Consider the following 13,415-nt stretch of genomic DNA (forward strand, 5'->3'; position numbering starts at 1 on the left):
GACGTGTGGCGCCCGACCCGCCGCGGTGACACATGAGCAGGTTCAGCCCGCCCCCCGACGACCGGGTGGCGATCATCGGCATCGGCTGCCGGTTCGCCGGAGGCATCGACAGCCCGCGGTCGTTCTGGGAGTTCCTCCTCGCCGGCCGGACGGCCGCCGGCCCCGTGCCGGCCGGCCGCTGGGACGCCTACCGCGGCCGCTCGCGGGAGGAGGCCGCGGTGCTGTCCCGCGTCATCGACCGCGGTGCCTTCATCGACGACATCGCCGGTTTCGACGCCGCCTTCTTCGGGATCTCGCCGACCGAGGCCCGCCAGCTCGACCCCCAGCAGCGGATGGCGCTGGAGGTCGCCTGGGAGGCGCTGGAGCACGCCGGGATCCCGCCGACCAACCTCGCCGGCACCGACACCGGGGTCTTCCTGGGGGTCGGCACCGACGACTACGGCCGCAGGCTGCTGGAGGACCTGCCCGGCGTCCAGGCCTGGACCGGCATCGGGGCGTCGCTGTGCGCGGTGGCGAACCGGATCTCCTACACGCTCGACCTGCGCGGCGCGAGCGTCGTGGTCGACACCGCCTGTTCCTCGTCGCTGGTCGCGCTGCACCAGGCACGCCTGAGCCTGCTGCGCGGCGAGGTGCCGGTCGCGCTCGCCGGTGGCGTGATGCTGATGGCGGGCCCCGGCCTGACCACGGTGCTGGACCGGGCCGGGGCGATCTCCCCGGACGGCCGGTCCAAGGCCTTCGACGCCGCGGCGAACGGCTACGGGCGGGGCGAGGGCTGCGGGATCGTGGTGCTGCGCCGCCTCTCCGACGCGCTGCGCTCGGGTGACCGGATCATCGCCGTGCTGCGCGGCAGCGCCGTCCACCAGGACGGCCGCACCGACGGCATCATGGCGCCGAGCAGCGAGGCCCAGGCGCACCTGATGCGACGGGCCTACTCCGACGCGGGCGTCTCGCCGGCCGAGGTGGATTACGTCGAGGCACACGGGACCGGAACCCGGGTCGGTGACCCGATCGAGGCGGCCGCGCTGGCGGCCGTCGTCGGCAACCGCACCGCCGATCACCACGAGGGCGACGGCGACGGCGGACGGATACCGCGCCCGTGCCTGATCGGCTCGGTGAAGACCAACATCGGGCACACCGAGGCCGCCGCCGGTATCGCCGGCGTGATCAAGACAGCGCTGGCGCTGAGCCGCGGCGTCCTTCCGCCGACCCGCACGGTGACCGGCCCCCGGCCCGACATCCCCTGGGAGGCCAGCGGCCTGCGTCTGGTGACCGAGACGACTCCGTGGCCGGCCAGCGGTCATCCGCGCCGAGCAGGGGTGGCGAGCTACGGCTACGGCGGCACCATCGCCCACGTCGTCCTCGAGGAGGCCCCGCCGCGGCCCGCGTCGGCCGGTCAGGCCGGGCGGCGCGGCGGCCCGGAACGGACGGCGGCATCCGATCTCCGCCTCTACCCGCTGTCGTCGACAAGCCAGGCGGGTCTCGCCGCCCAGGCCGCCCGTCTGGCGGCCGCGCTCAACCCCGGCGGCCCCGGCCCCAGCGTCGGAAACGGCCACGGCCGCCCGGGCGGAGCGCGCGCCGGGATCGCCCGCGCCGACCTCGCTGCCGTCGCGGACACCCTGGCCACCCGCCGCTCCCACCTCAGCGCGCGGGCGGTGGTCGTCGCCGAGGACCGGGCCGAGCTGTCGGCGGGTCTGGCTGCCCTCGCCGAGGGACGGGCGGATCCCGCCGTCGTCACCGGCACCGCCGCGCGCGCCGGCCTGCCCGCGGGCCCGGCCGCGCACGCGCACCGCAAGGCGCCCGGCGCCGTGTGGGTGTTCTCCGGGCACGGCGCGCAGTGGTCGGGCATGGGGCGGGAGCTGCTCACCGACGAGCCGGCCTTCGCCGCCGCGATCGACCGGATCGACCCGGTCTTCGCCGCCGAGCTGGGAGTCCGCCCGCGGGAGGTGCTGGAGTCCGGAGACCTGGGCTCGGTGGACGTCATCCAGGCGATGCTGTTCGCGATGCAGGTCGGGCTGTCGGCCGTCTGGCGGGCGTACGGCCTGGTGCCGCGGGCGGTGATCGGCCACTCGGTCGGTGAGATCGCCGCGTCGGTCGCCGCGGGGGCGCTGACCGAGACCGAGGGCGCGACGCTGGTGTGCCGGCGGTCGATGCTGCTGCGCCGGGTCGCCGGGCGTGGCGCCATGGTGATGGTCGACCGGTCGTTCGACGAGGTCGAGTCCTGGCTGGCGGACATGGGAGCGGACGCCGCCGGGGCCGTCGCCGCGATCTCCGCCGCCCCGGCGTCGACAGTGGTATCCGGGGACATCCCGGTGGTCGACCGCGTCGCCGCACGGGCCGCCGACGCGGGCTGGACCGTCCGCCGGATCGACTCGGACGTGGCGTTCCACAGCCCCCAGATGGACCCGCTGTGCCCGGACCTCGCCGTGGCCGCCGCGGAGCTGCGGCCCCGTGCCGTGGCCGTGCCGCTCTACGCGACCGCGGTGAACGACCCGCGGTCACGGCCCCGCCTGGACGCCGTCTACTGGGCCGCGAACCTGCGCAACCCCGTCCGCTTCCGGGAGGCCGTCGCCGCGGCGTACGACGACGGCCACCGGGTGTTCCTCGAGGTGTCGGCGCACCCGGTGGTCAGTCATTCGATCACCGAGACGCTCGCCGCGGCCGGTGCCGGGACACCGGCGGACACCGGCGGCGTCGTGGTACCGAGCCTGCGCCGCTACAAGCCCCAGCGCCGGACGCTGCTCACCGCGCTCGCGTCCCTGCACTGCAACGGTGTGAGCGTGAACTGGCCGGCGGCCCCGGACGGGCCCGCCGTGGACCTGCCCACCACCGCCTGGCGGCACACCCGCCACTGGGTGGACGGGGCGGCGGGCACCGAGTTCCCCGCCGACACCCTGCTCGGCGCCGACCTCGCCGTGCCCAACGCGCGGCAGCGGATGTGGCGGACCACGCTGGACTTCCGCACCCGGCCCCACCCGCGCACCCATCCGGTACTCGGGACGGAGATCGTGCCGGCGGCCGTCCTGTTGAACACCTTTCTCACCGCCGCCGGCACCGAGGAGCTCCGCCAGGTCGCGCTGCGCCAGCCGGTCGTGGTGCCGGAGGAAGGCGAGCCGATCGAGCTGCGGGTCGTCCACGACGAGGCCGGCCTACGGCTGGTGACCCGCCCGCTGACCGGCCCTTCCGCCGGCTGGTCGACCCACACCACGGCGCTGCCGGCGGGCGGCTCCGCATCGCCGGTCCCGGGTGAGGAACCCGAGGCGCAGGACGAGACCCTGCCCGACGATCACGTCGTGACCAGGCTGGCCGAGCTCGGGGTCGCGGACATGGGCTACCCGTGGACGGTCACCGAGCTCCGCCGGGGCCCGCGGTCGATGTCCGCCGTCGTGACGACGGAGGCGACCCGCAGCTGGGCCGCGGTGCTCGACGCCGCGCTGTCGGCCGCGTCCGTGATCTTCCCCGGGCCCGCCGTCCTGCGGATGCCCGCGCGGATCGACCATGTCCAGGTGGCCGGGCCGCCACCGGCCACCGCGCGCGTCGCGGTATGGCTGGACGCCGAGCAGAAGAACACCGTGCACGTCACGGTCCACGGTTACGGCGATGTCGCCGGCGCCGGGCCGGGCTCCGGATCGGAGGCGGCGCTGCGCGGGCTGCGCTACGGCGAGCTGGACGGTGACCTGGACGGCCGCGGCGGCACGGACCGCTTCGAGATGAGCTGGCTGCCGACCGCGGGGCCGGTTTCCGCCGAGCCGGCATCCGCGGATCCGCTGGCCGGCCAGACGATCCTCGTGCTCGGATCACACCAGGTGGCGCGCGAGTTCACGCCGGCCTGCGCAGCGCGTGGAGCCGTCGTCGACGACGATCCGGACGCCGTGGCCACGGCGGCGCACGTGGTGTTCGCGCCGTGGGCCGCGCCGGCCGGCGGGCGCGCGGCGGGCGGGAACGCCTTCGGTGCCGGGCCTGACGCGGGCGGTACGACCGTTACCCCGGCAGGTGCGCCGTCGGTGGTGGCGCCGCCGGCGGCCGACTGCGCGTCGGCGTTCACCGCCCTCGTCCAGCGCGTCGCCGCGCTCCCCGAGCCCCGCCCGCGGCTGTGGTGCCTGACCCGGGGTGTCCGCGAGGCTGGCGGGCCGCAGGCCCTCGCGCACTCACCCCTCTGGGGACTCGGCCGGGTGGTCGCCACCGAGCATCCCGAGCTCTGGGGAGCCGTCGTCGACGTCCCCGCAGGCCGGTGGGACGCCGATACAGTCGTGGACCTGTTCGCGACGCCTCCCGCCGAGCCCCTGGTCGCCGTCGGGCCGGCTCCCGCGCCGGGCGGCGCCGACCCCACCGACCCCACGCCGAGGGTCCTGGTGCCGCGGCTGGTACCCGTGCCCCTGGGCCCGGCCGAGGCGTTCACCTGCCGCGCCGACAGCACGTATCTGATCACTGGGGGCCTGGGGGTGCTCGGCCTCGTCGTCGCCGAGCACCTGGCCGCACGCGGGGCCCGCCGGGTCGTCCTGCTCGGCCGGACGCCCATGCCAGCGCGGGCGAGCTGGACAGATGAGGATCCGCGAGCCGCGTCCCTCCGGCGGCTGGAGGCCGCCGGGGTCACCGTCCACACGGTCGCGGCCGACGTCACCGACCTGGCGGCGATGCGCGCGGCGCTCGACGTCGCGCACCTGCCCCCCGTCCGGGGCGTCGTGCACGCCGCCGGCGTGGTGCACGGCGAGCTGCTGCGCCGCCTCGACGACGGGCGGCTGCGCGAGGTGCTCGCGCCGAAGGTGGACGGGGCGTGGGTGCTGCACCAGCTGTTCCCGCCGGGCAGCACCGACTTCTTCGTGCTGTTCTCCTCCGCCGGCCCGCTGCTCGGGCTGCCGGGTCAGGGCGCCTACGCGGCCGCGAACACCTTCCTGGACGTCCTCGCCGCGCACCGGCGGACCGCCGGTCACCGCGAGTCGGTGAGCATCGCGTGGACGAGCTGGCAGGGCCTGGGGATGGCGACCTCGGGCGACACCACGGACATGGAACTCGCCGCCCGCGGCACGACGCCGATCTCACCGGACGAGGCGTTGCGCGCGTTCGACCAGACCGCCGCCGCATCGTCAGCGTCAGCGGCGGCAACGTCGGCGGCGGCCAGGGCCGGTGCGCCGAGCGCACCGCTGGTCGCGGTGCTCGGGCTCGCCCGCGGGCACACCGGCCCCCGGCCGGCGCTGCTGTCCGAGCTGGCGACCACCGACGCGGCGGCACCGGCCGACGTGCCGGACTGGATCGGCCTGCGGGGCAACGAGCTGGCCGACCACCTGCTGGGCGTGGTCGGTGGCCGGGTCGCGGCCGTCCTCGGCACGGACGTGACCAGCCTCGACCCGCACCAGCCGCTCACCGATGCGGGGGTCGACTCGCTGCTCGCCGCCTCCGTGCGCATCGCGCTGGAACGCGAGTTCGGCCTCGCCCTGCCCGCGACGCTGCTGTGGAACCATCCCACGGTGGTCGCGATAGCCGGCCATCTGGCGTCGATCCTCGGCGACGCCGGTGATCCGGCCCTGCCGCACCTGGTGGGCGGAGGCTGAGGGGCCGCGCCGGGCCGCCCGCCCAGTTCAGCGGCCGGGCGGACCGGCGCGCCCGGCCTGGCAGGGGGCTGACTTGGCTCTCCGGGCCCCGAATTCCGGGCTTCAGGGCTCCGGGGGTCGGGCGCCCGGACTTGGAAGGGGTCGGAGGGGCCCGGCTCCGGGCCCAGCCCCGACTCCAGCCCCGACTCCAGCCCCGGTGACCACGGCTCGCAGCAGCAGCGCGACGCCGTGGGCGAACGAGTCGCCCCCCGCGTCGGTCAGCAAGGGGCCTGCCTGGGCCAGGACGGGCAGGTCGGCCACCGGTATCGCGGCCCGCCGCAGACGTCGGGCCGCGGCGGCGGCCGGCGCGGCGTGCTGGTCCAGCAGCTCGCCCACCAGCAGGTGCCAGCAGCTGCGGTAGGCGAGCGCGGCGGCGGGCATGTCGAGCCCGGCCGCGAGCAGATCGGCCAGGTTCGCCTCGTCGAAGGCGAGCGACTCCGCGGCGACATACTGCCCGGTGACCAGCACAAAGGGCACCCAGGGCCAGTCGGCCAGCAGGTCGTGCGCCCCGATCAGCCGGGCCGCGACCCGCTCCAGGGGTGTCCGGCCCGACACGGTGACCGGCAGGCCGGACGCGACGCTCGCGAGCATCGCGGTCAGCAGCGCGTCCCGGTCGGCGATGTGCCGGTACAGCGAGGTCGTCGCGGTGTTCAGTTCCGCCGCGACGGCCCGCATGGTGAGCCCGTCCAGGCCGTCGCGGGCGACGACCCGCAGGGCGGCGTCGACAACCACCTGCGGGGTGAGACCCCGCCGCGGCCGCCGGTGGCCGTAGCGGCCGAGCACCCCGGACGGCCGCGTCGCCGGCTCCGTCCGGGCAGGGGGCTCGGCACCGGACTCCGCACCGGACTCCGCGGTGCCCGCCGTGTCGCCGTCTTCACCCTGTGCCCACACCGGACCATCGTCGCATGCCGACCCGTCAACCCAGGTCAGATGCAACTAAGGTCTTCCTTAAGCGAATGGTCTATGCATAAGGTTACCCTTAGCTGCCCGCTGGTTGGGTGGCACGGGCCCCCAGGAGAAGACCTCGATGAACGTTGCTCTCAACCGTCGCGCGTTCGGGCGCGCCGGCCTGCTCGCCGTCGGCGCCCTCACGGCGCCGGCACTGCTCGCGGCCTGCGGCGACGACGATCCCGCCGTGCCAGCCACGGGCGCGGCGGGGGCGGCGGCCCCGCGCCGCGGCGGGAAACTGCGGGCCGCGTTCGCGAGCAGCCCGGCCGACACCCTGGACATCGTGAAAGGGCACGACGTCCTGGGCTCGGTGCGCGGCCTGGCGGTGTACGAGCGCCTCGGCGACGCCCACCCGGACGGCTCGGTCACCCCGCGCCTGTTCGAGAGCCTGACGCCCAACGCCGACGCGGCCGTCTGGACGCTCAAGCTGAAGCCGGGGATCACCTTCTCCGACGGCAAGCCGTTGACGACGGCCGACGTGCTGGCCAGCTTCGCGACGTTCGCCGGCACCGAGAGCGGCGCCGCGATCGCCGCGATCGATCTGAAGGCGAGCAAGGCGACGGACGCACGCACCGCGACCATCGCGCTGACCGCCCCCGTGTACGACCTGCCGGCCCGAGTCAGCGGCGTCGTCCTGGTGATCATGCCGGGTGGCAGGCCGGCGTCCCAGCTCGGCGACGTGGTCGGCAGCGGCCCGTACGAGATCGCCTCGTTCGTGCCCGGCCAGCGCACGGTCCTGCGCCGGCGCGCCGACTACTGGGACGGCGACACCCGGGGCTACCTGGACGAGATCGAGCTGGTGGCCGCGCCGGACGCGAAGTCGCGGCTGTCCGCGCTGCGGTCGGGCCAGGTGGACTGGGCCGACGACGTCGCCTACCTGGACGCTTCGACCCTGCGGGAGGACCGCGGGGTCACCATCCACCGCGGCGCGGCCGAGCAGGGCCTCGCCTGGTTCCTGAACATGGCGGCGCCGCCGTTCGACAACGAGCGCGTCCGGCAGGCCCTGCGGTACGCGGTGGACCGCGAGAAACTCGTCGAGACCACGCTGTTCGGATTCGGCTCCGTCGGCAACGACCTGTGGGGCAAGGGCCTGCCGAACTACAACGGCTCGATCGCGCAGCGGCCGCACGACCCGGCGAAGGCGAAGTCGCTCCTGCGGGAGGCCGGGGTGCCCACCCCGGTCAAGGCCACCCTCCTGACCTCGCCCATCGGCCCGGGTCTCGTCGAGGCGACCCAGCTCCTCGCCGACCAGGCTCGCGAGGTCGGCTTCGACATCAAGGTCGAGGTCATCCCGCCGGACGTCTACTTCGCGCAGCCCGAGGAGTGGGCGAAGGCGTCGGGCGTGGCGTTCGCCCAGGTCGGCGCGTTCACCGACATGGCCCCGCTGGTCTACCTGTCCGACGGCCCGTTCAACTTCGGCTGGCGCAAGCCCGACTGGGACGCCGGGTTCGCCGACGGAGTGGGCGAGCTCGACGCCGCGAAGCGGCGAACGACGTTCGACGGCCTGCAGAAGCAGCTCTGGGACTCCGGCTCCGACCTCGTGTGGGGCTTCGCGCCGAGACTCGTCGCCACGGCGCCGTCCGTCGGGGGGGTCGACTCCAGCCCCAACTTCGGCATCCCGGACCTGATCTTCATCCATCGCACGGGGTGAGCACTCCGCCTGCCGGGCCGCGTGCGCTGGCCGGCCGCGTGCCGTCGCCCTTCCGGCGGCTGGCCGGTGCCTTCGCCGTCATCCTCGGGGTGTCCGTCGTGACCTTCGCCGCGACGTCCGCGCTGCCCGGTGACAACGTGCGCGCCCGCCTGGGCCCCTACGCCACGGAACAGCGGCTCCACGCGGAGCATGTCCGGCTGGGGCTCGAGCACCCGGTCTGGGAGCGGTACCTGCGGTGGATCTCCGGGCTGGCGCACGGCGACCTGGGCCGGTCGCAGGTGAACGACCTGCCGGTGGCCACCCTGCTGTCGCGGCCGATGGTGAACAGTCTGACGCTGGCGGCCGCCGCCCTCGCCGCCGTGCTGGTGACCGGCACACTGGCCGGCGTGACCGCGGGCCTGCGGCCCGGCGGGGCCGTGGACCGGCTGCTGCTCCTGTTCTCGCTGACGGTGTCGGCCGTTCCGGCCTTCGTCACCGGTTCCCTGCTCGTGCTGCTGTTCGCCGTCGACCTGCGTTGGCTGCCCGCGCTCGCGCTGGTCGATCCCACCCGCCCGGCCATCCTCCAGCCACGGCTGCTGGTCCTGCCCGCGGCCGCGCTGACGCTAAGTTCCTTCGCCTACGTGACGCGTCTGGTCCGCGCCAGCGTGCTCGACGCCGCCGCGATGCCCTGGGCGCTCGCCGCCCGCCTGCGCGGCATCCCGCGCCGGCGGGTCGTCGCCCGGCACATCCTTCCGGCGGCGCTGCCCGTGCTGTGCCAGGCCGGGGCACTGACCATGATCGCGATGGTCACGAACGTCGTCGTCGTCGAGATCGTGTTCGGCTACCCGGGGGTGGGAAATACGCTGCAGACCGCCGTCTCCCAGCGGGACGTCCCGGTCATCCAGGCGGTGACGATCGTGGTCGCCGCGTTCGTGGTCACGGTGAGCGCCCTCGCCGACGGCGCCGTCCGGCTCCTGCTCCCCCGCGCCCGGACGGCCACGTGAGCGGGCCCTCCGCCGCGTCCGGCACCGGGCCGGCGACCGAGACCGCCCTGCCCGGCGAAGCGACCGGGGCCGCGTCAGAGCCGGGTGGCCGCGGCGGCCGTGGGCTCCCTGGACGCCAGCACCTGCGCGGACGCACCGGACTGGTGATCGGTCTGCTCGTCCTCGGCGTACCGGTGCTGACGACTCTCGTCGGTGTCTTCGTCCACCCCTACCCGACGACCGCCAGCGTCTCCGGCCCGCTCGCCGGGCCGAGCGGGGCGCACCCGCTCGGGACCGACCTGCTGGGCCGGGACGTGCTCTCCCGCATGCTCGTCGGCGGCCGGAGCCTGCTGCTCATCACGGTCCTCGCGGTCGCCTCCGCCCAGCTGATCGCCGTCAGCACGGGCCTGCTCGCGGGCTGGCTCGGCCGGGGCGGCGCGCGGGCCGTGCTGGCGGTGTTCGACGTCATCCTCGCCGTCCCCGCGGTGCTGGTCCTGGCCGCGGCGGCGAGCGCGCTGGGCGTGGGTGGCCTCGCCGCCTTCGCCGCGATCGTCGTCGTCCTCACGCCGCCCACCGCGCGGGTCATCTACGCGGCGACCCGCGCGCTCGTCACGGAGCCCTACGTCGAGGCGGCGGTCCTGTGCGGGACACCGACCCGCCAGATCCTCGTCCGCGACCTGCTTCCCAACCTCCGGACGATCATCTTCGCGGACGCCGGCACGCGGATGGTCGAGGCCATCATCATCATCAGCGCGGCCGGGTTCCTGGGCTTCGGCCCCCAGCCGCCCACTCCGGACTGGGGCCAGATGATCAACGAGAACGGCGGGGGCATCACGGTCGCGCCCTGGTGCGTGCTGGCCCCGGCCCTCGCGATCACGCTGCTGGCGGTGGGCACGAACCTGATCAGCGACTGGCTGGTCGCCCACTCCGACGGGACGAACCGGGAATGACCACCAGAACGGCCGGCGCACCGGACGTCGGCAAGGCCCCCGAGGGCCCCGAGGAGCCCGCCGCGGACGTCGTCGTGGCCGACCTGAGCGTCGCCGCGGCCGGCGGGCGCGCGGTCCTCGACGGCGCCTCCTGTGACCTGCCTGCCGGTGGGACCCTCGCGGTCATCGGCACCTCCGGCGCGGGCAAGACGACGTTCGCGCTCGCCCTGCTGGGCCACCTCGGGCCGGGCCTGACCCGGACGTCGGGCGGCGTGACGATCGGCGGGGTCGACGTGTTCGCCCCGCGCGCGTCCCGCGCGCGGGAGCTGCGCCGCCGCCGGGTGCGCTACCTGCCGCAGGATCCGGCGGCCTCGCTCACCCCGACCATGCGCGTCTCGGCGCTGCTGACGGAGATGATCCGCCTCGTCGGCGGCCGGGGGGCGGACGTGCGGGCGAGGGCCGCCGCGGCGTTGCGCGCGGTCGGGCTGCCCGACGATCGGGCCTTCCTCGCGCGGTATCCCCACCAGCTCTCCGGCGGGCAGCGCCAGCGGCTGCTGCTCGCGCTCGCGCTGACCGGCGAGCCGGACGTGCTGGTCCTCGACGAGCCGACGGCGAACGTGGACCCCGACCAGGCGGCCGCCCTGCTGGCCCTGATCGAGCAGCGGCGGGCGGTGCGTTCGTTCTCGCTCGTGCTGGTCAGCCATGACCTGGCGGCTGTGGCCGAGCTGCCGGGCGTGCCCGAGCTCGTCGTGCTGGACGCCGGGCGGATCGTGGAGCGGGGAGCGCCCCGCGACGTCCTCGACCGGCCGCGCACCGGCCCGACCCGGGCGCTGAGTGCCGCCAGCCGGCGGCTGAGCCACGCACCGGCACCAGCACCGGCACAGCAGCCACCGGCACAGGCGTCGCCACGGGCGGCCGGGGCCGAGCCTGCCCCGGGCCCCGGCCCTGCCGCTGCCCCCTCCCTCTCCCCCGGGCCCGGCGCGGTGGAGCTGCGCGTCGCCGGGCTGCGGGTCTCCACCGGGGCCGCGCGCCGCCGGGCCGAGGTGCTGCGCGGTGTCGACCTGACCGTGCGACGGGGTGAGTGCGTCGGCGTCGTCGGCGTCTCCGGCACCGGGAAGACGACCCTGGCCCGCGCCGTCATCGGCCTGCACCCGTGGGACGACGGGACCGTGGAGCTCGACGGAGTGCCGCTGGCACCCTCGGCGACGGATCGCCCACCGCCGCAGCGCCGCCGGATCGGCTACGTCTTCCAGGACCCGTACACGTCCCTCAACCCGCGTCGTCCGGTCGGCGAGGCGGTGACCCGCGCCTACGCCCTCGCCGCGGGCGACGCGCGGGAGGCGGGGGAACCGGAGGGACCGGAGGAGTCGGGCGGTGAAGTCGCCGCGCTGCTCGCGGAGCTGGGGCTCGCCCCGGAGCTGGCGGCCCGCCGCCCCGGGCGACTCTCCGGCGGCCAACGCCAGCGGTTCGCCCTGGCCCGGGCCCTGGCCACGGCTCCGGACCTGCTGATCTGTGACGAGGTGACGTCGGCGCTGGATCCCGTGTCGGCCGGCGCGATCTGCGGGCTGGTCCGCGGCCTGGTCACCGAGCGCGGTCTCGCCGCCGTGTTCATCAGCCACGACCGGGGCGCCGTCAGCGCGGTGGCCGACCACGTCCGGGAGCTGCGGGGCGGGCTGCTCGCCGCCCCGCCGCCCGGGGCCTGACCGCGGCCCCGCCGCTCAGCCGTTCGCCCCCGTCGGCAGCTGGCTGCCGCCGGGCGCGGGGATCGCGGGCCCCCCGGGTACCGCCGCGCCCGCCGGGCCGTCGGCCGCCGCGGCGCGGGGGGCCGTCGGTACCGGTCGGACCAGCAGCAGCACCGCGACACCCGCCACCAGCGCGGCGACCCCGCTGATCAGGAAGACCCGATCGAGCCCGTCGGCGTACGCGGCGTGCAGGGCCTGGTCGACCGCGGCGCGCGCGGCCGCGGGCACGCGCGCGATGATCTCCGGCGCGCCGCCGCCGGACAGCGCGCTGGCGGTGGCCTGCGGGTCGTCGAACTGGCCGCTGTCGCTGAGCGTGGCCCGTGCCTGCCCGGCCAGGGCCGTGCCGAAGACGGGAACGCCGACCGCGAACCCGAGCTGGCGGAACGTGTTCATCGCGCCGTTGGCCATGCCCGCGCGCTCGGGGGGCGCCGTGGTGAGCGCGGCGGAGGCGAGGACCGGCGAGGCCAGCCCCACCCCGACACCGGTGACGATCAGTCCGGCCAGCAGCGCGGTCCATCCCGACGACGGTGCGATGACCATGTCGAGCAGCGTCCCGGCTCCCACGAACAGCAGGCCGGCCCCGATCGAGATCCTCGGCGGGACTCCGTGCAGCAGCCGGCCGCCGGCCCCGGCGACCACGAACGACATCCCCGCCAGCGGGGTGAGCACCAGACCGGCCTTCACCGGGTCGAAGTCGAGGACGGTCTGCGCCCACACCGACACGAACACCAGGTTGGCGAACGCCGCCCCGGTCAGGACGAAGCCGCCGAGCATGAGCGCGGAGAACGACGGGCCGCGGAACAGCCGCGGGTCGAGCATCGGCGCGCGCCGGCCGCGTTCCACCAGGACGAAGACCACCAGAGCCACGGCGGCGCCGATGAGGCACCCGAGGGTGACGAAATCCGACCAGCCCTGGTCACCGGCCTCGATGAGGCCGTAGATGAGCAGGGAGACCCCGAGCGTGAACGTGACGGTGCCGGGGATGTCGATGCGGCCGCTCGCCCGGTCCCGCGACTCCGTGACGGCACGCAGGGCGATGACGATGGCGACCGCGGCCACCGGCAGGTTGACCAGGAAGATGGCCCGCCAGCTGATGTGCTCGGTGAGCAGGCCGCCGACGATGGGGCCCAGCGCCGCGGCGGCGCCGTTGACCGCGCCCCACACCCCGAAGGCCACACCGAGGTCACGGCCGCGGTAGGTGGCGCTGAGCAGGGCGGCGTTGGTCGCGAACATGGCCGCGGCACCGAGCCCCTGCATGCCCCGGGCGGCGATCAGGAAGCCGATGTTCGGAGCCAACCCGCAGGCGAGCGAGGCCGCCGCGAAGACGACCAGCCCGAGGAGGAAGATCCGGCGGCGGCCGAAGAGGTCGGACGCCGAGCCGATCGCCATCAGCAGGGCGGCGAGCACCAGGACGTAGATGTCGACGGTCCACTGCAGATCGGTGAACGAGGAGTCGAGCGCGTCGGCCATGGCCGGCACCGCCACGCTGACGATCGTGACGTCGAGGAGCAGCATGAAGGTGCTCAGGGAGACCGTGAGCAGGGGTAGCCATTTACGCATGGGGAGCCGTTCTCGGGAGGGGCGAGGCGGCGCTCGGG

Annotated in this window: 7 protein-coding genes; 5 read left to right on the plus strand and 2 right to left on the minus strand. The window is 75.6% G+C overall.

The genetic code is table 11. From position 1 onward, the window contains the following. The first annotated feature begins 32 nt into the window (after positions 1-32). Positions 33-5,546, plus strand: a complete 5,514-nt coding sequence (locus E0504_RS04595; RefSeq protein ID WP_131622124.1) for a type I polyketide synthase — start codon at positions 33-35, stop codon at positions 5,544-5,546. Positions 5,547-5,648: 102 nt separating this feature from the next. On the opposite strand, the gene E0504_RS04600 is transcribed toward E0504_RS04595, so the two are convergent. Further along, on the minus strand, positions 5,649-6,521 hold the full coding sequence (locus E0504_RS04600) for a TetR/AcrR family transcriptional regulator (RefSeq protein ID WP_131622126.1): 873 nt from the start codon (positions 6,519-6,521) through the stop codon (positions 5,649-5,651). 91 nt (positions 6,522-6,612) lie between these two features. Between E0504_RS04600 and E0504_RS04605 the strand changes: the two genes are divergently transcribed. The 4 genes from E0504_RS04605 to E0504_RS04620 are packed head-to-tail and all read left to right on the plus strand — an operon-like array spanning position 6,613 to position 11,778. Next, positions 6,613-8,184 carry an ABC transporter substrate-binding protein gene (locus E0504_RS04605; protein ID WP_131622128.1) on the plus strand — a complete coding sequence of 524 codons (1,572 nt, stop codon included), beginning with the start codon at positions 6,613-6,615 and terminating at the stop codon, positions 8,182-8,184. Then, the gene (locus E0504_RS04610) at positions 8,181-9,167 is read left to right on the plus strand and encodes an ABC transporter permease (RefSeq protein ID WP_131622130.1); all 987 of its coding nucleotides are present in this window, start codon (positions 8,181-8,183) and stop codon (positions 9,165-9,167) included. The genes E0504_RS04605 and E0504_RS04610 overlap by 4 nt, the downstream gene beginning before the upstream one ends. Next, positions 9,164-10,096: an ABC transporter permease gene (locus E0504_RS04615; RefSeq protein ID WP_112107181.1), complete on the plus strand. Its 933-nt coding sequence runs from the start codon at positions 9,164-9,166 to the stop codon at positions 10,094-10,096. The genes E0504_RS04610 and E0504_RS04615 overlap by 4 nt, the downstream gene beginning before the upstream one ends. Beyond that, positions 10,093-11,778, plus strand: a complete 1,686-nt coding sequence (locus E0504_RS04620; RefSeq protein WP_131622132.1) for an ABC transporter ATP-binding protein — start codon at positions 10,093-10,095, stop codon at positions 11,776-11,778. The genes E0504_RS04615 and E0504_RS04620 overlap by 4 nt, the downstream gene beginning before the upstream one ends. A 15-nt stretch (positions 11,779-11,793) precedes the next feature. Here E0504_RS04620 and E0504_RS04625 read toward each other — a convergent pair whose 3' ends face one another. Next, complete coding sequence (locus E0504_RS04625; RefSeq protein WP_112104976.1) at positions 11,794-13,377, minus strand: MFS transporter; 1,584 nt, start codon at positions 13,375-13,377, stop codon at positions 11,794-11,796. Positions 13,378-13,415: the final 38 nt, after the last annotated feature.

It is taken from the genome of Parafrankia sp. BMG5.11, from assembly GCF_004337455.1.

Excerpts from the sequence above, each read along its gene's own strand:
- E0504_RS04605 (WP_131622128.1), top strand. The coding sequence starts at position 6,613 with ATGAACGTTGCTCTCAACCGTCGCGCGTTCGGGCGCGCCGGCCTGCTC.
- E0504_RS04620 (WP_131622132.1), top strand. The coding sequence starts at position 10,093 with ATGACCACCAGAACGGCCGGCGCACCGGACGTCGGCAAGGCCCCCGAG.
- E0504_RS04625 (WP_112104976.1), bottom strand. The coding sequence starts at position 13,377 with ATGCGTAAATGGCTACCCCTGCTCACGGTCTCCCTGAGCACCTTCATG.
- E0504_RS04595 (WP_131622124.1), top strand. The coding sequence starts at position 33 with ATGAGCAGGTTCAGCCCGCCCCCCGACGACCGGGTGGCGATCATCGGC.